Genomic DNA, 23,421 nt, shown 5'->3' on the forward strand with positions numbered 1-23,421 from the left:
CCCTATGAGCACGGCCAGTCCTTCCATGAAGCTGGGAGCGGCCATGGCCGCGCGCCGCACTCCGGAGCAGCTCAAGGCTCGCCGCCAGCTGATGTGGCGCGAGCTGCTCACCAGCCTCTGGGCTCCGCTGTGCGGTGTGGGCCTGGCGTTCATCCCCTACGTCACGCTGATTGAGATGGCGCCCGGCACCGCGTCCTGGGCCCAGCCGCTGATCAAGGGCTTCGGCCTGCTGATGGTGCTGGCCTTCGTGGGCCTGCTGGTGTGGCGCAACGCCTCCCGGAAGGAATCGCTGCTGCGCACGCTGCGCCACGAGGCGCACGAGCTCATCTCCGAGGACGAGCGCATCCTCGCGCGCCTGGGGACGAAGGTGTCCCCGGCCGTGGCGGAGCGCATCACCGAGCAGGCCCTGCGCGTGGAGTCCGCGTCCGTGGCGGCCAACGCGGAGCTGCTGCGCACGGAGACCCAGGCGCTGGAGAAGCTCACCCAGGAGCACCTGGGCGCGTACCGCAAGCAGTCCGTGTGGGACTTCCTGGGCGGCTTCGGCAAGGCGCTGCTCATCGCGGTGATCATCCGCACGGTGCTGATCGAGCCGTACCGCATCCCGTCCGGCTCCATGCTGCCCACGCTGCAGATTGGCGATCAGGTCTTCGTGAACAAGTTCATCTACGGGGTGCGCATCCCGTACACGAACTTCGTTCCGTTCCGCATCGTGCGGGAGCCCATGCGCGGGGACGTCATCGTCTTCAACAACCCGGTGGACGAGTCCAAGGACTTCATCAAGCGCGTCATCGGCATCCCCGGCGACACGGTGGAGATCGTCGACGGGGTGGTGCGCATCAACGGCGAGCCGCAGCCGCGCACGCTGGTGACGCCGGACTACGTGGTGCACAACCAGGACGACCTGACGGGCCGCTGGTTCGACCAGGAAGAGGTGCTCTACCGCGAGAACCTGGGCGGCGTGGTGCACTCGTCGCTCCAGCACCCCATGCGCCTGCCGGGCCGCGAGCACGAGGGCCCCTACACGGTGCCCGCCAACAGCGTCTTCGTGATGGGCGACAACCGGGACAACAGCGCGGACAGCCGCTACAACCTGGGCGGCCCGGGCGGCGCCGAGGTCGCCTACGTGCCGTACGGCCACATCAAGGGCAAGGCCATGGTCGTCTGGCTGTCGCTCGGTTGGGGTGGCCTGCTGGGCAATCTGTTCGGCGGCACGGGCCTGAGGGTCGACCGCTTCTTCGAACCGGTGCGCTGACGGACGCTGGACGGGCCAGCCGCAACGCGCCGTGCTTGACGCAACGTGCGGCGCGCGGTACGCGGCGGCCCCGGCCCATGAGACATCTTCTCGGAATCGCAGGCTGGCGGCGGGACGAGCTGGAAGCACTGCTCGACCGCGCCCAGGCGCACCTGCCCGGCGGACCGGATGCCTCGCACGTTCTGCGGGGCCGCGTCGTGGCGAACCTCTTCTTCGAGGACTCCACCCGGACGCGCTCCTCCTTCGAGGTGGCCGCGCGGAAGCTGGGCGCGGACGTCCTCAACTGGAGCTACGCGGGCTCCTCCGTGTCCAAGGGGGAGACGCTCCTGGACACCGCGCGCAACATCGAAGCCATGGGGCCGGCGGTCATCGTCATCCGCCACCGCTCCTCCGGCGCGCCGGGGCTCGTGGCCCGCCACGTGAAGTGCGCGGTGGTCAACGCGGGCGACGGCGCGCATGAGCACCCGTCCCAGGCCCTGCTGGACGCCTTCACCCTGCGCCAGCGCTGGGGCCGCCTGGACGGGCGTACGGTGCTGATTGTTGGCGACGTACTGCACAGCCGCGTGGCGCGCTCCAACCTCTTGTGCCTGAAGGCGCTGGGGGCCCGGGTCGTGCTCTGCGGACCGCCCACCCTCCTGCCGCCAGGGCTGGAGGAGATGGGCGGAGAGGTGACGCATCAGCTGGACGCCGTGCTGCCCCAGGCGGACGCGGTGATGTGCCTGAGGCTGCAGACGGAGCGCATGTCGGAGGCCTTCCTTCCGTCCCAGCGGGAGTACTCGCGGCTGTTCGGTATCACGCCCGCCCGCGCGGAGCGGATGAGGCCGGAAGCCCTCGTGCTGCACCCGGGCCCCATCAACCGCGGCGTGGAGTTGTCGCCGGTGGTGGCGGACGGGCCTCGCAGCGTCATCCTGGAGCAGGTGGCCAACGGCGTCGCGGTGCGCCGGGCCGTCCTGGAGGCGTGCGCATCATGACCACGGTGCTCTTCCAGCGGGCGCGCGTCATCGACCCGCGCAATGGCGTGGACGGCGTTCGTGACGTCCTCGTGACGGACGGCCGGGTGGCCCAGGTGTCGCAAGGCCCGCTGCCCGCGCCCAAGGACGCGCGGGTGGTGGACGCCACCGACAAGTGGCTGGTGCCGGGCTTCATCGACCTGCACGTGCACCTGCGCGAGCCGGGAGAAGAGGGCAAGGAGACGGTCCTCACCGGCTGCCGCGCGGCGGTGGCGGGCGGCTTCACCGGCGTGGTGGCCATGCCCAACACCAAGGTGGTGAACGACAGCGCGCTCGTCACGGAGCTGGTGCTGTCGCGCGCTCGGGACGCGGACCTGTGCCACGTGTATCCGGCCGGCGCCATCACCAAGGGGCTCAAGGGCGAGGAGCTGTCGGAAGCAGGCGAGCTGATTGGCGCCGGCTGCGTGGCCCTCACCGACGACGGCCGCCCGGTGATGAACGCGGGCCTGATGCGCCGGGTGCTCCAGTACGCCACCCAGTTCGACGTGCCGGTGATGGTGCACGAGGAGGACCTCACCCTGTCCGCCGGCGGCGCCATGCACGAGGGCGCCACGTCCACGCGGCTGGGCCTGCGCGGGATTCCGTCCTCCGCGGAGGTGGCCATGGTGGCGCGCGACCTGGTGCTCCTGGAGGAGACGAAGGGGCGGCTGCACGTGGCGCACGTGTCCTGTGAGGGCAGCGTGCGGCTCATCCGCGAGGCGAAGAAGCGCGGCCTGCGCGTCACCTGCGAGGTGGCGCCGCACCACTTCACCCTGGATGACCGGGCGGTGGGGGACTACGACACCCACGCGAAGATGGCGCCGCCCCTCCGGAGTGACGTGGACGTGAAGGCGCTGCGCGAGGCGCTGGTGGACGGTACGGTGGACGCCATCGCCACGGACCACGCGCCGCACGGCGTATCCGACAAGCTGGTGGAGTTCGAGAAGGGCATCAACGGCATCGTCGGGCTGGAGACGGCCCTGGGGCTCACGCTGGCGCTGGTGCACGAGGGCGTGCTCACCCCGCGCCGGGCGGTGGAGCTCCTGTCGGACGGGCCGGCGAGGGTATTCGGCCTGCCGGGCGGTCACCTGGCGCCTGGTGCCCCGGCGGACATCACTCTTTTGTCCCCTTCGGAGGAGTGGACGGTGGATGCCCACCGGTTCTATTCCCGCAGTCGCAACACGCCCTTCCACGGGCGCACGCTGAAGGGTCGCGTGACGCAGACGTGGGTGGGCGGCCGGTGTGTGTTCGAGGACGGTCAGCTCAAGGAGTCGCGGTGATGACGAAGCGGGCGGTGCTCGCACTGGCGGATGGCACCACGTTCGAGGGACGCGCCTTTGGCGCTTCCGGCGAGACGGTGGGCGAAGTGGTCTTCAACACGTCCATGTACGGCTACCAGGAGATCCTCACGGATCCCTCGTACGTGGGGCAGATCGTCACCATGGCGTACCCGGAGATGGGCAACATCGGGGCGAACGCGGCGGACGAGGAGGCGGGACTGCCGCACGCGGTGGGCATGGTGGTGCGCTCGCTGACGAGGACGCCCTCCAACTGGCGCTCGCAGGAGACGCTGGACGCGTACCTCGCGCGCCACGGCCGCGTGGGCATTGAAGGCGTGGACACCCGCCGGCTGGTGCGCCACCTGCGCACGCACGGCGCGCAGACGGGCATCATCTCCACGGAGAACGTGACCGCCGCCGCCCTGTCCGAGCGCGCGCGCACCGCCGTGGGCATGGAGGGCCTGGACCTGGCCACGGGCGTGTCCTGCAAGGAGCCCTACCTCTTCACCACGCCGTCGCCGGACGTGTTCCTGGCCACCGGTGACAAGCGCCCGGAGCCGGAGTTGAAGTTCGACGTCGTCGCGTACGACTACGGCCTCAAGCGCTCCATGCTCCAGTACCTGGTGGACGTGGGCTGCCGCGTGACGGTGGTGCCCTCCCACTTCACGGCGGAGCAGGTGCTGGCGAAGAAGCCGCACGGCGTCTTCCTGGCCAACGGCCCGGGCGACCCGGCCGCGGTGAAGGGCGCGGACCGCACGGTGGCGGCGCTGCTGGGCAAGGTGCCGGTGTTCGGCATCTGCCTGGGGCACCAGATCATGGCGCTGGCCCTGGGCGGCCGGACGTACAAGATGAAGTTCGGCCACCGCGGCGGCAACCAGCCCGTGAAGGACCTCACGACGGGCAAGGTGGAGATCACCGCGCAGAACCACGGCTTCGCGGTGGACGACGCCAGCCTCAAGGGCAAGGCCGTCGTCACGCACATCAACCTGAATGACGGCACGGTGGAGGGCCTGGCCGTTCCGGACGCGCGGGCCTTCAGCGTGCAGTACCACCCCGAGGCTTCGCCCGGCCCTCACGACGCGCGCTACCTGTTCAGCCGCTTCGCGACGCTGATGGCGGGTTCGTAGGAAGAGGCACGCACCGGCCATGGACACCGCGCTGACCCCGATGTCGTACCAGCCCTACCTGGACCAGCTCATCGCCTTCGGCAGCTCGGAGGCGCGCAAGCCGGACCTCCTGGAGGCCAAGGCGGAGTACTTCCGTCTCACCGGAGAAGTCTTCGAGGACGACAAGCTCTTCGAGCTGCGGATGGCGTCGTTCCTGGACTACTACCTCTACGACCGCGTCTCGCCGCTCACGGGCAAGACGCCGGCCGCGGAGCTGTACGAGCAGCGCCTGCAGTCCGCGCCGCCCGAGGAGGCCAACGCCTTCCGCAGCTTCACGGAGACGGTCCACGGCCTCTTCGAGGTGCGCAAGCTGGCCAAGGGCATGGTGCGCCTGCGCGAGCTCTTCTCCGGCAAGGACTTCGACGTGACGGAGCGCCGCCACATCGCGGGCCTGGAGACGGGGGACGTGCTGGAGGCGCGCCTGGTGCCCTTCGGCGGCCACCTGCTGTTCTCCTCCGCCTTCTGCTACCACCCGGCGCTGGCCCTCAAGTCCATCAAGGCCGAGGTGAAGCGCCGCAAGAAGAAGGAGCCGGAGCGCCCCGCCAAGGACCTGGTGTGGGAGTGCGCCCGCCGGGCCCTCAACGTGGAGCGCTACCGCCAGCTGTCGGTGGAGAAGATCTACGACTTCGAGCAGAAGGTCCTGTAGGCCTTCTGCCCGGAAGCCTCCACCGCGGGCTCTTTCAGATGCGGTGGATGCTCATCATGTTGGTGTTGCCCGGCACGTTGAGCGGCACGCCGGCCACCAGGATGAAGGGCGCGCCCGGTTCGCAGAAGCGCAGCTCCTGGCAGAGCCGGCGCACCTGCTTGAGCATGGCCTCCGTGGTGCTGACGCGCTTCACCAGGTGGCCCGTCACGCCCCAGTACAGCGCCATCCGGTTCACCGTGTCCGCGTTGGGCGTCAGGCCGAGGATGCGCGCGCCGGGACGGAACTCGGAGATGAGCCGCGCGGAGTGGCCGCTCTCCGTGTACGCGATGATGGTCCCGATGTTCAGCTGCCGGGACGCGGCCACCGCCGCCGCGGCGACGCCGGTGCCCAGGTCCTCGGAGCGCTCGAAGGGGGAGTGGGGCAGGGTGATGACGCCGGTGCGCTCCGTCTCCTCCACGATGCGCGCCATGGTGGCCACCGCCTCCACGGGGTAGCGGCCCGCGGCCGTCTCCCCGGAGAGCATCACCGCGTCCGCGCCGTCGAGGATGGCGTTGGCCACGTCCGACACCTCCGCGCGCGTGGGCCGGGCGTTGAGCACCATGCTCTCCAGCATCTCCGTGGCGACAATGACGATGCCGCCCATGCGGTTGACCTCCCGCACGGTGCGCTTCTGGATGGCCGGCAGCTGCTCCAGCGGCATCTCCACGCCCAGGTCGCCGCGGGCCACCATCACCCCGTCCGACTCCGCGGCGATGGACTCCAGGTTCTCCACCGCCTGGGGCTTTTCAATCTTGGAGATGATGGGCGTCTTTCCCTTCGCCACCAGCGTCCGCGCCTGGCGCACGTCCTGGGCGGAGCGCACGAAGGACAGCGCCACGTAGTCCACGCCCACCTCCTGGCCGAACGCCAGGTCCACCTTGTCCTTCTCCGTCAGCGTGGGCACCGACATGGCGGTACCGGGCAGGTTGAGCCCCTTGTGGTCCTTGAGCAGCCCGCCCACCTCCACGCGGCAGGACACATCCTGGCCGCTCACCTTCAGCACGCGCAGGCGCACCCGGCCGTCATCCAGGAGCACCTCGTGGCCCTTCTCCACGTCCCGGGGCAGCGTGCGCACCGGGGTGGGGATGACTTTCCCCTGGCCCAGCACCGCGCGCGTCGTCACCGTCACGGTGTCGCCGGCCGCCACCATCAGCTGGCCGCCCTCGAAGCGCCCCAGGCGCACCTTGGGGCCCTGCACGTCCTGGAGGATGGCCACCGGCACGCCCAGCTTCTTCGACACCGCGCGGATGCGCTGGACGCGCTGGCGGTGCTCGTCGTGCGTTCCGTGGGAGAAGTTGAGCCGGGCCACGTTCATGCCCGCCTTCACCAGCCCCTCGATGACTTCCTTGGAGTCCGAAGCCGGACCCAGCGTGCAGATGATCTTCGCCTTGCGCATAAGGCGGCCCATCCTAGCGCCACGGGGTGGGCGTCTTGACAGGCTTGCGCCCGAAGGACTAACTCTTCGCTTCACGCGCTGGACGGAAAGTTACCGCAGGCCGGCGCACGCCATTCGTGGCTCTCAGACGCTTGAGACGAAGAAAGCCCGGCTACCCTGGGAGGGGGGGCCGGGCTTTTTTCGTTCCAGGTTCCAGGCAGGCCTTTTCGCGGACGCCTACAGGTCGATCTCCTGGCCCTTGCCCATGGGCTCCATCAGCGGGCGCGTGGAGTGGTCCATGCCGATGTCCTCCGAGTGAGGCTTCGGGTTGCCGGCGCTGGGGCCCATGGGAGGCGGCGGGGGCAGGGGACCCATGTCCTCTTCACCCAGGCCGCCGCTGCCGCCCACGCCCAGGTCCTGCTGCTTCTGGAGGGCTTCAATCTCCGAGCGGGTGATGCCCGCCATGGTCAGCACCTTGCGCGTCACGCGGATGCGGGCCTGGCTGTGCATGGCCATGGCGATGGAGTCCGAAGGGCGCGCGTCCAGCGCCAGCTCCTTCTTGCCCTGCTGGAGGAAGACGCGGCCGGAGTAGACGTTGTCGCGCAGGTCGTCGATGCGGACCTCGGTCACCTTGCCGCCCAGCTTGTTCACCACGTCGTCCAGCAGGTCCTGCGACAAGGGCTGCGGGGGCGGACGCTCCGCGAGGCGGAAGGCGATGGAGACCGCCGCGCCCTCGTCCACGAAGAGGGGCAGCACCGTCTCCCCGTCCTTGGTGGTCAGCACGACGGCGTGCGTCTGCGCCTCCATCAAGGGCACCACGTCCTTCACTTCCAGCTCCACCAGCTCCGAGCAGGCCTTGGGGTCGCTGCCCTTCTCCGTGATGCAGGGCCTCTCTTTGCCTGCCGCCGCTGAGTCCGCGGCGGCGTTGGCGCCGGGGATCCCGAACGCGGGGAGGAACAACGCTCCCCCCAGCGCCAGCACCACAGCCGTGAACGGAGCGACGAAGAAGTTGGCGCGGTTGGACGTTTTCACATCCCTAAGCTACGCACCTCCCCCTTCACCGGGAGGGCACCGCCCCCACGCCGTCGCGAGCAGCCCCCGGGCCCTGGCCCACCCGGTTGGAGGGCGGGCGGGCAGCCGGGAACAAGGGGCGCCAGGCGACTAGCGGTCGCCGTCCTCGGGCTCTTCGTCGTCGTAGTCCTCGTCGTCCTCGGACTCTTCGTCGTCCTCGTCCTCGTCCTCGTCGTCATCCTCGTCGTCGTCGGACTCTTCCTCGTCTTCGTCCTCGTCGTCGAGTTCGTCCTCGAGCTCCTCGGCTTCGAGCGTCATCGTCACCGCGAACTTCTTGCTCAGGATGGCGATCTGCGCGCGCATCTCCGTGAGCGCGGCGACGAAGTCCTCGGAGAGGTTGGCGGGCGCCTTCGCGTCGCAGTGGGGGCAGACAATCTTCTCCGTCCCCTCGATGAGGTCCTGGGCTTCCAACTCGAAGCTGGCCTCGCACTTCTGACAGGTGAAGTCGATGCTCATGGTCGGGCGCGGCATACAAAGCTGGTGAACATGCTGTCAACGCCTGAGACGCGGGGACGTGGAACGGGCGGGGCGCTTCCACTACGTTTCGCCAGATGGACCTGCCCAAGACGATGCTGCATGCGCTCCATGACCAGGCCGCGCGGCTGGAACACCGCCCGGCGCTCTGGTCCCGCCATGGAGGCGCCTATGTCCCCACCTCGTGGTTCGACTATGCCCAGCGCGTCAAGCGCTTCGCCCTGGGGCTGCACGCGCTGGGGTTTCAGGAAGGCGACCCGCTGGGCATCCTGAGCTTCAACCGCGAGGCGTGGCACGTCGCGGACCTGGGGGCCATGTCCCTGGGCGGCATCCCGGTGGGGCTCTACACCACCAGCAGTGTGGACCAGCTCGTCTACATCCTGGGCCACTGCGAGGCGCGCTTCCTCCTGGTGGAGAACGCGAAGCACCTGGCCACCGGCCTGGAGGTCCAGAAGCGGCTGCCCGCGCTCCAGCACCTCATCGTGATGGACGCGCCCACGCCGCTGCCTGAAGGCGTGCTGCGCTACGCGGACGTGCTGGCCTCCGGCGCGAAGGCGGATGAAGCCCCCTACTGGGACGGCGTCCACGCGCTCCACCCGGACGCGCTGGCCACGCTCATCTACACGTCCGGTACCACCGGCCAACCCAAGGGCGTGGCGCTCAGCCACCGCAACCTCGCCTGGACGTCGAAGCAGCTGGGCGACACCATGGGCTTCCGGGACATGGAGGACGAGCGGCTGGTGTCGTACCTGCCGCTGTCGCACATCGCGGAGCAGATCGTCTCCCTGCACAGCCCGCTGCTCATGGGCACGCAGGTGTACTTCGCGGACTCGCTGGACGCCCTGGGCAAGAACCTCACGGAGGTGCGCCCCACCGTCTTCTTCGCGGTGCCGCGCGTCTGGGAGAAGTTCAAGACGAAGGCGGAGGAGGGCCTGGCCGCGCAGCCACCCCTGAAGCGCCGGCTGGTGGAGTGGGCCCGCGCCACGGCGCTGGAGCGCAACACGCGCGTCCTGAGCCAGGAGCGCGTCCCGTCGTTCATGGAGGCCAAGTTCGCGCTGGCCCAGCGGCTGGTGTTCGAGCCGTTGAAGACGCGCATCGGCCTGGAGAAGGCGAAGCTGTTCTCCACCTCCGCGGCGCCCATTGGCCGGGACGTGCTGGACTTCTTCGCCTCCATCGACGTCGTCCTCTTGGAAGTGTGGGGCATGACGGAGGTGTCCGGCCCCGCCACGGTGAGCACCGCCGAGTGCGCCCGGATGGGCACGGTGGGCCGCCCCATGCTGGGCGTGGAGGTGCGCATCGCGCAGGACGGGGAGATCCTCGTCCAGGGCGGCAACGTGTGCCTGGGCTACCACCGCAACCCGGAGGCCACGCAGGAGCTGCTGGCGGACGGGTGGCTGCACACGGGCGACGTGGGGCAGCTGGATTCCGAGGGCTTCCTGCGCATCACCGGGCGCAAGAAGGAGATCATCGTCACCTCCGGCGGCAAGAAGACGTCGCCCGCCAATATCGAAGAGCTGCTCAAGGGCGTGTCCCCCGTGGGGCACGCGCTGGTGGTGGGGGACCGGCGCAACTACCTGGTGGCGCTGGTGACGCTGGATCCGGACCGGGTGCGGAAGCTCGCGCGGGAGAAGGGCTGGCCGGAGGACGTGGCCACGCTGGTGAAGGACGCGCGCCTCCAGCAGCACCTGTACGAGGCCTTCGAGCGGGACGTGAACCCGAAGCTGTCGCGCTTCGAGACCATCAAGCGCTTCCGCGTGCTGCCGGGGGAGTTCTCCATCGACGGCGGCGAGCTCACGCCCAGCATGAAGATGCGCCGCAAGGTGGTGGAGCAGAAGTACGCGGACGCCATCGAAGCGCTCTACAACGAGCCAGGCGCGCCTGGCGTCGCCCACGGCTAGGCAAAGCGAAAGGGGCGGGGGACTCGATGTGAGTCCCGCGCCCCTTCGTGCTTCAGTGGCTGCTACCGCCCGCGGTGACTACTTGCCGCCGGGGGTGCGCTTGTCCTGGGCCACGTAGTCGCGGCGCGCGGCGCCGGTGAAGACCTGACGGGGACGGGCGATCTTCTGCTCGTTGTCCGTCACCATCTCCTCCCACTGCGCGCACCAGCCCACCGTGCGGGGGATGGCGAACAGGACGGGGAACATCTCCGCCTGGAAGCCCATCGCCTCGTAGATGAGGCCCGAGTAGAAGTCGACGTTCGGGTACAGCTTGCGCTTCACGAAGTACTCGTCCTCGAGCGCGATGCGCTCCAGTTCGAGCGCGATCTCGAGCAGCGGGTTCTTGCCCGTCACGTCGAAGACCTCGTCCGCCACGCGCTTGATGACCTTCGCGCGCGGGTCGTAGGACTTGTAGACGCGGTGGCCGAAGCCCATCAGCTTCTTCTCGCCCTCGCCGCCCTTCACCTGCTTGATGAACTCCGGGATGTTGGACTTGCTGCCAATCTCGCGGAGCATGCGGAGCACCGCCTCGTTGGCGCCGCCGTGCAGCGGGCCGTAGAGCGCGCCCACGCCCGCGGCGACCGCGGAGTAGGGGTCCACCTGCGAGGAGCCCACCGTGCGCACGGACGTGGTGGAGCAGTTCTGCTCGTGGTCCGCGTGCAGGATGAAGAGCACGTCCAGCGCCTTCTCCAGCGTGGGGTGCACCTTGAAGGCGCTCGTGCCGATGCGCTTGATCATCGCCAGGAAGTTGGCGACGTAGGACAGGTCGTTGTCCGGGTAGACGAACGGCAGGCCCATGGCGTGGCGGTACGAGAACGCGGCCAGGGTGGGCATCTTCGCGATGAGGCGCGTGATCTGGATCTCACGGCTGCGCGCGTCCTTGATGTTCTTCGCGTCCGGGTAGAACGCGGACAGCGCCGCCACCGTGGAGCCCAGCATGGCCATGGGGTGCGCGTCGTAGCGGAACCCGTCGATGAAGGACTTGATGTTCTCGTGCACCAGCGTGTGGTGGGTCACGTTGAACGTGAAGTTCTCCAGCTCCTTCTGCGTGGGCAGCTCGCCCTTCAGCAGCAGGTAGGCCACCTCCAGGAAGGAGGACTTCTCCGCGAGCTGCTCGATGGGGTACCCGCGGTACTCGAGGATGCCCTTGTCGCCGTCGATGAAGGTGATGGCGCTCTTACAGTTCGCCGTGTTCAGGAACGCGGGGTCATAACCCATCAGACCGAAGTCATCGCTGCCGGTCTTGATCTGGCGCAGGTCGGGGGTGCGGATACAGCCGTTCTCGATCGGGATCTCGTACGTCTTCCCGGTCCGATTGTCGGTGACGGTCAGCGTGTCCTTGGGCATGGGCGGAGATTTCACAGGGCGGCGGACGCTTTCAACAAAAAAGATCGATAAGTCTTAGAGGCGAAGTTTCCGGTCCGCGCGCCCGCTCAGGAATAGCGGACGCCGACCCGCGCGAGCTGCCGCCAGAATCCGGGGAAGCTCTTCTCCACGCACTCCGGCCCCGTCAGATCCAGAGGCACCCCGGACAGCACACACAGGGTGGCCGCTGACATCGCCAGGCGGTGGTCACCCCGGCTGTCCATGGCGAAGCGCGTGGGCTTCACCTTGGGCGGGAGGATTCGCAGCGTCTCACTGTCGGCTCCGGCCGACAGTTCCGTGGTGCCGCCGTAGGCCGCCACCAACGTGCGGATGCCCTCCAGCCGGTCGCTCTCCTTGACCCGCAGGATGCCCACGTCGCTGAGCGTGGTGGGCCGGGGCAGCACGCACGCGAGCGCCGCCAGCGTGGGCAGCAGGTCCGGGCACTCCTTGCCCGTCGCGCGCAGCTCGCCCGTGGCTTCACCCTCGAAGCGCCAGGTGTTGGGAGCGCCCGACGGGAGCATCTTCAGACCCACTTCAGCGGCCAGCCGGAGGATCGCCTGGTCCGGGTGGGCGCTCTGGGGCTCCGCGCGTTCCACCGTGCCGCCCGTGCGCCAGGCGATGAGCACCAGGTAACCCAGTGAAGACCAGTCGCCCGGCAGTGATGGGACGGATTCGGGCGCCTGATAACCCGTGACGGAATAGTGTCCTTCGGACTGTTCCACGGTGAAGCCGAAGCGGCGCAGCCACGCCACCGTGAGGTCCATGTAGCCAGCGCTGGTGAGCGCGCCTTCAATCTCCACGCTCCACGCGCGCTTCTCCCGGAGGAAGCGCTCGGCGCAGCCCAGCAGCAGGCTGGAGGCGTACTGGCTGCTCTGCGCACCCGGCACGCGGAACACCGGCGCGACCTTCGTGGTGTCCTGGGGCGCGTGCAGCTCCACCGGCCACGGGGTGCCTTCGGTGAGCGTCAGACCCGTGGGGCCCAGGGCCTGCTTCAACGACGTGAAGAGCGGGCCGTGCGGGCGCTCACCCAGGCGGGGCGTGCCGGTGAAGCGTACGCGCACGTCGGGAGTCACCGCGGCCTGCGTGACGAGGATGCGGAAGGGGGCGCCGCCGTCCGCGCAGTCCACGTCGCGCACGGGGCCTGGGGGAAGGCGCAGGGCCTCCACGCCCCGGCGCAGCACGCGCACGTCGGCGGGAAGGTCCTCGTCCGATTCCGCCTGCACCGACGGCAGCGGCCAGGCGCCGGTGAGGTGTCCCAACACCAGGGCTCGCTGGGCGTCCGACTTCGACACGGGCGGGGTGAGCGGTGAGGCGCTCAAGGCGCTCGGGTCGACGGTGAGACGGCTCGGCGAGGCGTGGCTCAAGGGCGGGCTCCACGGGTCCAGGCGGGCCACAGGGCCCGCCACGTCTTCGGCAGCACATCCACGACTTCGGAGGCGCCCACGGCGGTGAGCAGCACCATGCGCAGCTCGCCGTTGGCACCGGCCTTCTTGTCTGCGTCCAGGAGCGCGACCACGTCCTTCAGCGGCGCGCGCCGGGCAATCTCCGCGGCGCGGTCGCGGCCGAGCACGCCCGGGCCTCGGGCCAGCGCGCGCTCCACCTCGTGCGCCACGGGCTCCGGGGTGATGCCCAGGTGCCGGCCCACGTCCAGGGCCCAGAGGATGCCCAGGCCCACCGCGTCGCCGTGCGACAGCTTGAAGCGGGACAGGCTCTCCAGCACGTGACCGAAGGTGTGGCCGAAGTTGAGCACGCGGCGCAGGCCCTGGTGCTCGTACGGGTCCTTCGCGCAGATGCCTTCCTTCAGGCCGCGCGCGTCCTTCACCAGCTTCTCCAGCTTCGGCGGCGTGCGCACGTAGCGCTTGAAGAGGGACGCATCCAGCGACGCGACCATCTTCCACGCCTCCATGGAGCCCTCGCGCACCTGCGCGTCGGACAGCGTGGCGTACAGCTCCGGGCACAGCCACGTCTCATCCGCGTAGTGGAAGACGCCCGCGGGGTTCTTCACCACGCGGCCGCGCACGACGAGGTCCACCGCGCCCTTGCCGCCCAGGCTGCTGTCCACCGCCGCGAGCAGCGTGGTGGGCACCTGCAACAGCCGCACGCCGCGCTTGAGCAGGTGCGCGGCCACGGTGGCCACGTCGCCCACGGTGCCACCGCCCACGGCGACGAGCGTGCCGGAGCGCGGCAGCGTGATGCCGCCCGCGAGCACCTTCTGGAGCGAGATGAGGCTCTTGGCGCGCTCACCGCCGAGCAGCTGGATGATGGCGCGCGGCTTGCGGGCCTCCAGCGCGGGGATGAGCGTGGGGTGGAAGCGCGCGACGGTGCGGTCCACCACGGCGACACTGCCCTCGGGCAGCTTCGCGGCGAGCTTGGTGAAGGAACCCCAACGGTCGTTCGGGGGGCGGTAGGAACCGGGAGGAAGCGAGCTCATGCGGAGTGGGGGCGGGCGTTGAGTTGCTGGACGAGGTCGGCGATGACGAGCGACACCATGGCCTCCAGCACCGGGACGGCGCGGGGCATGATGCACGGGTCGTGACGGCCGCCCTTGGCGTGATCCGCCAGCGTCGCGGGCGGCTTGAAGAAGGCGCGCACCTGCATGGGCTCACCGTTGGCGAGCCCACCCTGGATGCCACCGTACGCGTCCTTCACGGCGTGGAACTTCGTGCCGGGCTGGCCGAGGCGCTGGATCAAATCCGGTGGGCCCCACACGACACCGGTGACGGCGCCAATGCTGCCCAGCGCCTGCGCGATGAGCGCCTTCAGCTTGCCGAAGATGGGCTCGCCCAGACCGACGGGCAGGCCCTCCACGCGCACGTCGATGGAGCCGCCCAGGCTGTCCCCGGCCTCCTTCGCGGCGAGGATCTGGCGGGCCATCTCCTCGCGCACGGCGGCGTCGGGGCAGCGGGTGGGGTGCGCGTCCACCATGGCGCGCGTGAGTCCCGGCGACGGAACAGGGGCGACCAGCTCACCCACCTGGGAGACGTAGGCCACGGTGCTGATGGAGGGCAGGTCGCGCGCGAGGTACGCCTCCGCGATGGCGCCACCGATGACGCGGCAGAGCGTCTCACGTCCGCTGGTACGGCCGCCGCCCCGGTGGTCGCGGTGCTTGTAGCGCTCCCGCCACACGGCGTCCGCGTGGCCCGGCCGGTCCACGCTGGCCAGCTGGTTGTAGTCCTGCGAGCGCTGGTTCGCGTTGCGCACGATGGCCGCGATGGGCGTGCCCAGCGTCTTGTCCTCGAAGACGCCGGAGAGGATTTCGACGGTGTCGGGCTCGTTGCGCGGGGTCACCAGGGCGGACTGACCGGGACGCCGGCGGTCCAGGGCCGCCTGGATCATCTCGCGCGTGAGAGGAACGCCCGCGGGGCAGCCGTCGATGACGGAGCCCAGCGCGGGACCGTGGCTTTCGCCGAACGTGGTCAACCGGAAGAGGGTGCCAAAGGTATTCATGTCGCCGTTTCCCAGAGTTGTCGCTGCCGCCGGGCCTGGGCGACAAACCACGCCGCACCTAGCAGGAGAGGGGTGCCCCCGCGGCGAACGATCTCCGCGGCGACGCGCCGGCCGGGCGCACCGTATGCGATCACCGCCACGCGTGCCCCCTGGAATCTCAGGTTTTCGGGGGCGGCCACGCGGTCCGGCCAAGTCCAGACCCAATCCCCGGACAGCGGTGCTTGAATCTCCGCGCGCTTGACGACCCGCAGGGCGAGTCCTTGTTCAGCGGACACCAGCCGCAGGGCCTGCGTGGAACCGCCGTCACCCAGTACCGCCACGTCCTTCGCGCCCAGTCGCTCCAGCACCGCGCGCGCTCCTTCCGTGTCGGTGTTGAAGGACTCCCACCGAGAGCCCCGGCGCACCAGCGTGTTGATGGCGTCCAGCTGCGAGCCCGTGTGCTTCGCGAGCCGCATCTTGAACGGGCTCGTCACGGCGAAGCCCGCGTAGTGCGGCAGGAGCGCGTCCACCACCGCCTCCACCGGCGCGTCCTCGGCCAGGTCGATGCGGTCGAACGGCTGACGGTGGATGCGTGGCGAGCGCGAGTGCGGAATGGCCGTGCCCAGGATGCCCAGGCGCAACGCGTGCGGATCCTTCGCCTTGCGGTGCTCGCGCACCACGTCGTCCAGGAGGCGCTGTCCCGGTGCCGCCGTCCACGGGCCGCCCATGGCCACGTACTCCAGGCCGTTCCTGCGAGAGAGGACCGCGCGTGCCGGGATGGCGACGGGCCCCATGCCCAGCACGGTGACGCGCTCGGCGCCGAAGCGCTGGGACAGCGCGGCCTGCGTCTCCAGCAGCACGTCCAGGTGCGCGGGCCCGTCCATGGGCTCCACGTGTTTCACCAGCGCGTCCGGCGGAATGGGACGGGACCAGCGCTTGAGCGCCTCAGTCGTCGTCAGCGGCCCTTCCGCGTGGTGCGACGCGAGCAGCTTCCCCGGCGGCGCGTCCATGTCCTGCGCGCGCTCCACGTCGCGATCCACGCGCCACGAGGCCTGGACCCACGGCGCGGGCACCGGCTTGCCCCGCTCGGAGACGAGCAGCGGCATCACGCGGGCGAGGGCGTCCGGATCGATGTCACCGGGCGCGTGCAGGTCGGTCCGCACCTCGATGACGTCCGCGCCACGCTTGAGGCCGTCGCGCGCGAACGCAACGGCGTCCGCGCCGGTGAGGGAGGGGGGCAGGGTGATGATGCGCCGGGTGGCCATCACGCAGGCTCCTGGGCAAGACAGCCCCGGAGGAAGTCCGCCAGGGAGATGGTGGGGACGCGGGCGTGCATCGCCTCGCGTTCATGGAACAGCGAGTGGAGCTCTTCCTCCAGCGACACGTCCGCACGCAGCCGCGGGCGCGTGGTGTCCGCCATCAGCCGCTCGCGGTACGTGTCGAAGGTGACGGGGACGACGAGCGTGAAGTGTCCCGCGAGCACTTCCGGATGGTGCGACAGGAAGCCGCCGCCCACCGCCACCACGCTGCCCGAGGGCAACAGGCCCAGCGTCTCGCGCTCGGCGGCGCGGAAGGTGGTGGGGGACTCCGCGACCCAGGAACGGAGCGGGCGCCCATGCCGGCGCTCCAGCTCCGCGTCCAGGTCCAGGCCAGAACGTCCGAGCAGCTTCGAGACGAGCGGCAACAGGCGCGTCTTGCCGGCCGCGCGGTGTCCCGCGATGACGACGGTCTGCGCGCCCGCGGGGCGAGGGCAGGGCCCCGGGGACGAAAGCGCCCCCTGGAGCACCTGCTGGAGTCTGGGATCTACCGACGCGACGACTTGCGAGACAAGGAGGCGCCGGGCCTCAACGGACGGTTCCGACATAGACGTAGGCGGTTCCAAACAGCAGGGGGTGGGCGGCGCGCTCGGAGTAGGCGCCGGCCTGGTCCATCAGGGAGAGGAAGCGGTCGCCAGCGGGGAAGGCCGCGGCGGTGCGGGGCAGGTACTGGTACGCCGCGCGGTTGCCCGTGAGCAGGCCGCCAATCGCCGGCATCACCGTCTTGCTGTAGAAGCGGAACAGCGCGCCGTACGGGCCCGTGGGCTGGCCGAACTCCAGCACCACCACGCGGCCTCCGGGGCGCACCACGCGCGCCATCTCCTGGAGGCACTTCACCGGATCATCCACGTTGCGGATGCCGAAGGAGATGGATGCCACGTCGAAGCTGTTGTCCGGGAGGGTGAGCGCCATGGCGTCCTGCACCTGGAACTCCACGTCCAGGCCCGCCTTGGCCGCCTTGGCCGGCGCGCTCTCCAGCATCTCCGGGCAGAAGTCCGTGCCCACCACGCGGCCCGTGGAGCCCACCTTGCGCTTGAACGACAGCGCCAGGTCGCCCGTGCCGGTGGCGCAGTCGAGCACCTGGCTGCCTTCCTTCGCGCCGCTGAGCTTCACCGCCGTGCGCCGCCACAGCCGGTGGATGCCGAAGGAGAGGACTTCGTTCGTCACGTCGTAGCGCGTGGCGATGGAGGAGAACATCTGACGGACTTCGGTGCTCATCGCGCCCCCGCGATCTGTGCCGGCCCCGCCGGCGTCCAAAGGTGACGGTCCACCGCGGCGAGCACGCCCGGCAGCCGTTGCATCAACGTAGCGAAATCCCCGGGCGACATCGCCTGCTGCCCGTCGCACAATGCCTGCTCCGGCCGGGGGTGGACTTCAATCAACAATCCATCCGCCCCGCAGGCCGCGGCAGCCAGCGACATGGGAGTGATAAGCGACGGGATGCCCGTCGCATGCGAAGGATCCACGATGACCGGCAGGTGCGTGCGCTCCTTCGCCCACGCCACCGCGGCCAGGTCCAGCGTGTTGCGCATCGCGGTCTCGAAGGTGCGGATGCCGCGCTCGCAGAGCATCACCTGTTCGTTGCCGCCCGCGAGGATGTACTCGGCGGCGTTGAGCCACTCCTGCACCGTGGCGGACAGCCCGCGCTTGATCAGCACCGGCTTGCGCAGCTTCCCCAGCGCGCGCAGCAGCCCGAAGTTCTGCATGTTCCGCGCGCCCACCTGGAGGATGTCCGCGTGCTGCTCCATGAGGGGCAGTTGCTCGGTCTCCATCACCTCGCTGATGATGGGCAGTCCGTGGCGCCGTCCGGCGTCCACCAGCAGCTTCAGCCCCGGCTCCCCCATGCCCTGGAACGCGTACGGACTGGTGCGCGGCTTGAACACGCCTCCGCGCAGCAGGTGCGCCCCCGCCTGCGCCACCGCGCGGGCCGCCAGTTCCAGCTGCTCCGTGCCCTCCACCGCGCACGGCCCCGCCATCACCACGAAGCCGGGCCCGCCCACCTCCACGGCCCCCACCTGGACGCGCGTGCCTGCTGGACGCGCTGCGCGAAGGACGCGGTGTGCACCCGGGTCACGCCGCCCGGCTGGGTCGTCTGGTTGCTGGCCTCCCACGGCGGCTCCCTCGCTGGAGTTACTGGAATTCGGATTCCATGGAGTTCAAGCGGTTTTGAACTCCTTGGTGCATGTATAGCCGAGATCGCTTAGAAGACAATCGAAGGTGATGTCACTCGCCTCCCCCGAGGTGCAGGAGAATGGCTGATGACGCCGCTCAGTCCCGCTGAGGATCCGCGATGGGTCGCCGGGATGATGCCCCTGCCTGGAGTGGATCCATTGGCTGGGGCGGGCAGCCTCGGCGTTCCCTCCGTGTACTGGGAGCGGCCGGTGGCGCGCGAGGCGGTGGCGGGGTGGGGCGAGGCGGGCGTGCTCGAGGCGCATGCGCCCGGTGAGTTGCCCTCGGTCCTGGGCGCGCTCGGGTACGACAGCGTGCGGTGGCTGGACGCGGTGTCCCCTCAAATGCCGGGCCCCTGGTTCGGCGGGATGCGTTTCAGTCCCACGCAGCCGGTGGAGGGCGAGTGGCGCTCGCACGGGCTGGCCCGCTGGACGCTGCCGGAGGTGCTGGTGTGGCGCGAGGGCAGCGCGCTGGCGGTCGCGGTCTTCGCTCCAGAGGGGCCGGGCGCGGAGGACGTGGTGCGCTCGCGGCTGGAGCGCGTGCGAGCGTCCTTCCCTCAGTCCTACCGCCATCCGTTGGGCGCGCCGGTCGCGCTGCGCACGGCTTCGTCGCGGCCGGACTTCGAGGCGTTGGTGGACCGCGCGGTGGAGGCCATTGGCGCGGGCCAGTTGCACAAGGTGGTGCTGGCGCGGGCGCTGGAGGCGGAGGGGCCGGAGCCCTTCGACGTGGTGGACGTGCTGGCGCGGCTGCGCGAGCAGAACCCGAGATGCGCGACGTTCCTCTTCCGCGCACCAGACGGCACGGGCTTTCTGGGCGCGACGCCGGAGACGCTGTGCCGGGTGGATGGGCGCAGGCTGGAGACGGAAGCGCTCGCGGGGTCCGCGGCGCCGGGTGGCGCGGATGCGCTGGACGCCAGCGACAAGGACCGGCGCGAGCATGACGCGGTGGTGCGCTACATCCTCCAGGCGCTGACGCCGGTGGCGGCGAGCGTGTCCGCGGACGCGCAGCCGTCGGTGCTCGCGCTGAAGAACGTGGTGCACCTGCGCACGGGCATCCGCGCGGAGCTGGCGGACGGCGTGGACACCGCGACGGTCGTCACGGCGCTGCACCCCACGCCCGCGGTGGGCGGCACGCCGCGCGAGCGCGCGTTGTCATTCCTGGTGGAACACGAGTCCCTGGACCGGGGCTGGTACGCGGGACCGGTGGGCTGGGTGGGCCCCGGGCGTGCGCATCTGGTGGTGGCGTTGCGCTCGGCGCTGGTGCGCGGGGCGAAGGCCCGGCTCTTCGTGGGCGCGGGCATCGTCGCGGGCTCCAGCGCGGAGTCCGAGTGGCGGGAGACGGAAATGAAGAGTCTGGCGATGTTGCGCGCGCTGGGGGGCCGGTGAAGTCCCTGGACGCCAACCTCAACGTGCTGTGGTCGCGAGCCCTCCTGGAGGAGTTGGTGCGGGGCGGCGTGCGGCACGCGGTGGTGTGTCCGGGCTCGCGCTCATCGGCGCTGGCGCTCGCATGCGCGCACACGCCGGGCCTGCGCGCCTGGTCCGTCATTGACGAGCGGAGCGCGGGCTTCTTCGCGCTGGGCATGGCGAAGCAGTCGCGTCAGCCGGTGGTGCTGATCGCGACGAGCGGCTCGGCGGGCGCGCACTTCTTCCCGGCGGTCATCGAGGCGGCCATGGCCCAGGTGCCGCTGGTCATCCTCACGGCGGACCGGCCGCTGGAGCTGCAGGGCTGGGGCGCGCCGCAGACGGTGCCCCAGGCGCGCTTCTACGGTGACTTCGCGCGGCTGTTCGCGGACGTGGGCATGCCCGAGGCGAGCAGCCCCGCCATCGCGCACCTGCGTGCCACGGCCGCCCGCGCGGTGAGCACCGCATGCCGCGCACCCCGAGGCGCCGTGCAGATCAACGTGCCGTTCCGTGAGCCGCTGGCGCCCATCGCGCAGGACTTCGGCGCGGAGAAGCTGACGGCGCTCGCGAGAGAAGGGCGGACGGACGCGCCCCTCACCCGCATCGCGCAGTCGTCGCGGGCTCCGGATGCGGCGGTGCTGGAGGACGTGCGCGCGCGCATCGCCGCCACCGAGCGTGGCGTCATCGTGTGCGGCCCTCGCGACGAGGACGACGGCTTCGCGGAGGCCATCACCGCGCTGAGTCTGGCCACGGGCTACCCGGTGCTCGCGGAGGCCACGTCGCAGGCGCGCTACGGAGGCGGCCCGCTGACCGTGTCGCTCTACGACGCGCTCCTGCGCCATGAGCCGTTCGCGCGCAGCCACACGCCGGAGCTGGTGCTGCGCTTCGGCGGAGGCCTGACGCCCAAGTCGCCGCAGCAGTGGTTGGACACCTCCGGCGCGGACATCACCGTCATCAGCGACGAGGGTGCGCTGTACGACCCGGCGCACCGGGCCACGCGGGTGCTGGAAGGTAACGCGGTGCTCGCGTGCCGCACGCTGACGGAAGGCCTGTCGCGAGGTCCTGGCCGCTGGGCGCAGGACTTCGTCTACGCGGAGCGCGTGGCGCGCAACGCGCTGGAGCAGGCGCTCGGAGAACAGCCGGACGTGCTGACCGAGCCCCGACTGGCGCGCGAGGTGGTGGCGGCGCTGCCGGCCAACGCGCTCTTCTTCGTGTCCAGCAGCATGCCCATTCGCGCGGTGGATGCGTTCGCGCACGGTGGCGGTGTTCCGCTGCGCGTGCTGGCGAACCGCGGGGCCAATGGCATCGACGGCATCGTGTCCAGCGCGGCGGGCATGGCCGCGGCGGCGGGGCGGCCGGCGGTACTCCTGTCCGGCGACCTGGCGCTGCTGCACGACGTGGGCGGGCTCGTGTCCGCGGCACGGGCGCGCGTGCCGCTGACGGTCGTGGTGGTGAACAACGACGGCGGCGGCATCTTCTCCTTCCTGCCGCTGGCGCAAGTGGCGAAGCCGGACGAGTTCGAGGCCCTCTTCGGCACGCCACACGGCGTGGACCTGTCGCACGCGGCGGCGCTCGCGGGCGCCCGCTTCGAGCGGCCCACGACGCCCACGGCCCTGCGCGCGGCGGTGCGCACCGGGCTGGAGGGAGGCCTCCACCTGGTGGAGGTACTGGTGGACCGGTCCACCAACGTGGATGCGCACCGACACCTCTTCGCGCGGATGGCCGCCGCACTGGGAGAAGGACCATGGGCGTGACGCTCGCTTATGACAGCTGGGGTGAAGGCCCCCATACGCTCCTGGCGCTGCACGGCTTCACCGGCAGCGGCGCTACGTTCGAGCACCTGCGTCCGCTGCTGGGCCGCTCCGTGCGAGTGGTGGCGGTGGACCTGCCCGGCCACGGCCGCACGCCGTTGCCGGAGAAGACAGGCCGCGACGGCTTTCTGGAGACGGTGGACGCCGTGGTCCAACTGGCGCGCGAGCTGGGGGGCCAGGTGGATCTGCTCGGCTATTCGCAGGGCGCGCGGGTGGCGCTGGGCGCCGCGGTGCGCGCGCCGGACTGCTTCGGCCGGCTGATCATGGAGAGCGGCTCGCCCGGGCTGCACCGACGCCAGGAGCGCTCGGAGCGGCGCGAGGCCGACGCGAAGCTCGTGGACTTCATCCGCACGAAGGGCGTGGACGCCTTCGTGGAGCGGTGGGAAGCGCTGCCCCTCTTCGACGGGCTGCGCCGCCTGCCGGAGCCGGAGCAGGCCGCGCTGCGCGATCGCCGCAAGGCGTGCACGGCGCAGGGACTGGCCGGAGCGTTGGAGACCCTGGGCCTGGGCGTACAGCCGGATTACTGGCCGGCGCTGCACCGCCAGCGGCTGCCCACGCTGCTGCTCACCGGTGATCAGGACGAGAAGTTCACGACCCTGGCGAGGCGCATGGCGGCGGAGCTGCCGGTGGTGTGGCGCCGCGCCTTCGCGGGGGTCACCCACGCCCCGCACCTGGAGGCGCCGGAGGAGTACGTGCGCGAAGTGCTCTCGTTCCTCCAGACGCCCTGGTACGAAGCGCCGCAGTTCGAACACGCCATCCTGGCGCGAGAGGCGACCCACTCGTGACAACCCTGGTGAGCACCCCTCCCGATGCGGCTCGTCCCCGGCCCACGCTGAAGACGTGGCTGATGGCCGTGCGTCCGAAGACGCTGACGGCGGGCGCGGTGCCGGTGCTGGTGGCCACGGCGCTCGCGTACGGCAACGGCGTGGGGCGCCTGTTGCCGGCGCTCGCGGCGCTCGTGGGCGCGGTGCTGATCCAAATCGGCACCAACTTCATCAACGACTTCTATGACTACAAGAAGGGCGCGGACACCGAGGAGCGCCTGGGGCCCAAGCGCGTGACGCAGAGCGGGCTCATCGCGCCGGGCACGGTGCTGCTGGGCGGCCTCGGGTGCTTCGCGCTGGCGACGCTGGTGGGCCTGTATCTGGTGGCGGTGGGCGGCTTGCCCATCGTGGTCATCGGGGTGGCTTCGCTGCTGTGCGGCTACGCGTACACGGGAGGCCCTTTTCCGCTGGCCTACCTCGGCCTGGGCGACCTGTTCGTGCTCATCTTCTTCGGCATCGTGGCGGTGACGGGCACGTACTACGTGCAGGCCGGCTTCGTGAGCCCGGCGGCCTGGTGGGCGTCGCTGCCGGTGGGCGCCATCGGCACATGTCTCATCGTGGTGAACAACCAGCGCGACGCGAGCACGGACGTGAAGGCCAACAAGCGCACGATGGTGGTGCGCTTCGGCCAGGGCTTTGGCCGCGCGGAGTACGTGCTGCTGCTGGTGGCCTCCTACGTCACGCCGTTCGTGCTGTTCGCCAAGGGCTACGCGAGCGCCTGGGTCTTCTTGCCACTCCTGAGCCTGCCGCTGGTGGTGCCGCCGCTGAAGCTGATGCTGAAGGCGGAGGGCGCGGCGCTCAACCCCGCGCTGGGCGGGACGGCGAAGCTGCAGATGCTGTTCGGGTTGCTGTTCGCGGTCGGCCTGTACCTGCGCTGAAGG

The 23,421-nt window shown here is 70.4% G+C and carries 21 protein-coding genes; 10 read left to right on the forward strand and 11 right to left on the reverse strand.

Annotated elements, in window-relative coordinates:
- The first annotated feature begins 4 nt into the window (after positions 1–4).
- The 5 genes from lepB to GTZ93_RS09970 all read left to right on the forward strand — a co-directional run bounded on the left by lepB (position 5) and on the right by GTZ93_RS09970 (position 5,333).
- Positions 5–1,252, forward strand: a complete 1,248-nt coding sequence (gene lepB / locus GTZ93_RS09950) for a signal peptidase I (RefSeq protein WP_120576543.1) — start codon at positions 5–7, stop codon at positions 1,250–1,252.
- Positions 1,253–1,329: 77 nt separating this feature from the next.
- Complete coding sequence (locus GTZ93_RS09955; RefSeq protein WP_120576544.1) at positions 1,330–2,223, forward strand: aspartate carbamoyltransferase catalytic subunit; 894 nt, start codon at positions 1,330–1,332, stop codon at positions 2,221–2,223.
- Positions 2,220–3,521 (forward strand): dihydroorotase, encoded by a 1,302-nt coding sequence (locus GTZ93_RS09960; protein ID WP_167547954.1) that lies wholly within the window; start codon positions 2,220–2,222, stop codon positions 3,519–3,521. Before GTZ93_RS09955 ends, GTZ93_RS09960 begins: the two co-directional genes overlap by 4 nt.
- Complete coding sequence (carA, locus tag GTZ93_RS09965; RefSeq protein WP_139916147.1) at positions 3,521–4,648, forward strand: glutamine-hydrolyzing carbamoyl-phosphate synthase small subunit; 1,128 nt, start codon at positions 3,521–3,523, stop codon at positions 4,646–4,648. The genes GTZ93_RS09960 and carA overlap by 1 nt, the downstream gene beginning before the upstream one ends.
- Positions 4,649–4,667: 19 nt before the next feature.
- A complete protein-coding gene (locus tag GTZ93_RS09970; protein WP_120576546.1) occupies positions 4,668–5,333 on the forward strand; it encodes a hypothetical protein in 666 nt (221 codons plus the stop codon).
- A 34-nt stretch (positions 5,334–5,367) separates the two neighbouring features.
- On the opposite strand, the gene pyk is transcribed toward GTZ93_RS09970, so the two are convergent.
- The 3 genes from pyk to GTZ93_RS09985 form a co-directional block, all read right to left on the reverse strand.
- Positions 5,368–6,768, reverse strand: a complete 1,401-nt coding sequence (gene pyk / locus GTZ93_RS09975; protein WP_139916146.1) for a pyruvate kinase — start codon at positions 6,766–6,768, stop codon at positions 5,368–5,370.
- 216 nt (positions 6,769–6,984) lie between these two features.
- The gene (locus tag GTZ93_RS09980) at positions 6,985–7,779 is read right to left on the reverse strand and encodes a bifunctional nuclease family protein (protein ID WP_169820390.1); all 795 of its coding nucleotides are present in this window, start codon (positions 7,777–7,779) and stop codon (positions 6,985–6,987) included.
- A 129-nt stretch (positions 7,780–7,908) separates the two neighbouring features.
- A complete protein-coding gene (locus GTZ93_RS09985; RefSeq protein WP_172810996.1) occupies positions 7,909–8,274 on the reverse strand; it encodes a hypothetical protein in 366 nt (121 codons plus the stop codon).
- Between the two features lie 95 nt (positions 8,275–8,369).
- Between GTZ93_RS09985 and GTZ93_RS09990 the strand changes: the two genes are divergently transcribed.
- The gene (locus tag GTZ93_RS09990; protein WP_180946017.1) at positions 8,370–10,190 is read left to right on the forward strand and encodes an AMP-dependent synthetase/ligase; all 1,821 of its coding nucleotides are present in this window, start codon (positions 8,370–8,372) and stop codon (positions 10,188–10,190) included.
- Positions 10,191–10,268: 78 nt separating this feature from the next.
- On the opposite strand, the gene GTZ93_RS09995 is transcribed toward GTZ93_RS09990, so the two are convergent.
- From GTZ93_RS09995 to aroF, 8 genes are all read right to left on the reverse strand, one after another.
- Positions 10,269–11,576, reverse strand: a complete 1,308-nt coding sequence (locus GTZ93_RS09995; RefSeq protein ID WP_120576549.1) for a citrate synthase — start codon at positions 11,574–11,576, stop codon at positions 10,269–10,271.
- Positions 11,577–11,662: 86 nt separating this feature from the next.
- Positions 11,663–12,958, reverse strand: coding sequence for a 3-phosphoshikimate 1-carboxyvinyltransferase (locus GTZ93_RS10000; RefSeq protein ID WP_139916145.1), 1,296 nt, complete (start codon positions 12,956–12,958; stop codon positions 11,663–11,665).
- Positions 12,955–14,025 (reverse strand): 3-dehydroquinate synthase, encoded by a 1,071-nt coding sequence (locus tag GTZ93_RS10005; RefSeq protein WP_120576550.1) that lies wholly within the window; start codon positions 14,023–14,025, stop codon positions 12,955–12,957. The genes GTZ93_RS10000 and GTZ93_RS10005 overlap by 4 nt, the downstream gene beginning before the upstream one ends.
- Positions 14,022–15,041 (reverse strand): chorismate synthase, encoded by a 1,020-nt coding sequence (gene aroC / locus GTZ93_RS10010; RefSeq protein WP_120576551.1) that lies wholly within the window; start codon positions 15,039–15,041, stop codon positions 14,022–14,024. Before aroC ends, GTZ93_RS10005 begins: the two co-directional genes overlap by 4 nt.
- A complete protein-coding gene (locus tag GTZ93_RS10015) occupies positions 15,038–16,285 on the reverse strand; it encodes a shikimate dehydrogenase (protein ID WP_167547955.1) in 1,248 nt (415 codons plus the stop codon). Before GTZ93_RS10015 ends, aroC begins: the two co-directional genes overlap by 4 nt.
- On the reverse strand, positions 16,285–16,884 hold the full coding sequence (locus GTZ93_RS10020; RefSeq protein WP_139916143.1) for a shikimate kinase: 600 nt from the start codon (positions 16,882–16,884) through the stop codon (positions 16,285–16,287). Before GTZ93_RS10020 ends, GTZ93_RS10015 begins: the two co-directional genes overlap by 1 nt.
- Positions 16,865–17,554, reverse strand: coding sequence for a bifunctional demethylmenaquinone methyltransferase/2-methoxy-6-polyprenyl-1,4-benzoquinol methylase UbiE (gene ubiE, locus GTZ93_RS10025; protein WP_121751676.1), 690 nt, complete (start codon positions 17,552–17,554; stop codon positions 16,865–16,867). The genes GTZ93_RS10020 and ubiE overlap by 20 nt, the downstream gene beginning before the upstream one ends.
- The gene (aroF, locus tag GTZ93_RS10030) at positions 17,551–18,447 is read right to left on the reverse strand and encodes a 3-deoxy-7-phosphoheptulonate synthase (RefSeq protein WP_139916142.1); all 897 of its coding nucleotides are present in this window, start codon (positions 18,445–18,447) and stop codon (positions 17,551–17,553) included. The genes ubiE and aroF overlap by 4 nt, the downstream gene beginning before the upstream one ends.
- A 147-nt stretch (positions 18,448–18,594) precedes the next feature.
- Here aroF and GTZ93_RS10035 point away from each other — a divergent pair, with 147 nt between their 5' ends.
- From GTZ93_RS10035 to GTZ93_RS10050, 4 genes are read left to right on the forward strand one after another with little or no spacing between them, the layout of a single operon-like run.
- The gene (locus GTZ93_RS10035) at positions 18,595–19,890 is read left to right on the forward strand and encodes an isochorismate synthase (protein ID WP_161662755.1); all 1,296 of its coding nucleotides are present in this window, start codon (positions 18,595–18,597) and stop codon (positions 19,888–19,890) included.
- Entirely contained in the window at positions 19,887–21,659 is a 1,773-nt protein-coding gene (gene menD / locus GTZ93_RS10040; RefSeq protein WP_257979125.1) for a 2-succinyl-5-enolpyruvyl-6-hydroxy-3-cyclohexene-1-carboxylic-acid synthase, read from the forward strand. The genes GTZ93_RS10035 and menD overlap by 4 nt, the downstream gene beginning before the upstream one ends.
- A complete protein-coding gene (gene menH / locus GTZ93_RS10045; protein ID WP_139917678.1) occupies positions 21,650–22,501 on the forward strand; it encodes a 2-succinyl-6-hydroxy-2,4-cyclohexadiene-1-carboxylate synthase in 852 nt (283 codons plus the stop codon). The genes menD and menH overlap by 10 nt, the downstream gene beginning before the upstream one ends.
- Positions 22,498–23,418, forward strand: a complete 921-nt coding sequence (locus GTZ93_RS10050; protein ID WP_139917676.1) for a 1,4-dihydroxy-2-naphthoate polyprenyltransferase — start codon at positions 22,498–22,500, stop codon at positions 23,416–23,418. The genes menH and GTZ93_RS10050 overlap by 4 nt, the downstream gene beginning before the upstream one ends.
- The last annotated feature ends 3 nt before the right edge of the window (positions 23,419–23,421 follow it).

This window comes from Corallococcus exiguus (genome assembly GCF_009909105.1).
Classification (GTDB): Bacteria; Myxococcota; Myxococcia; order Myxococcales; family Myxococcaceae; genus Corallococcus; species Corallococcus exiguus.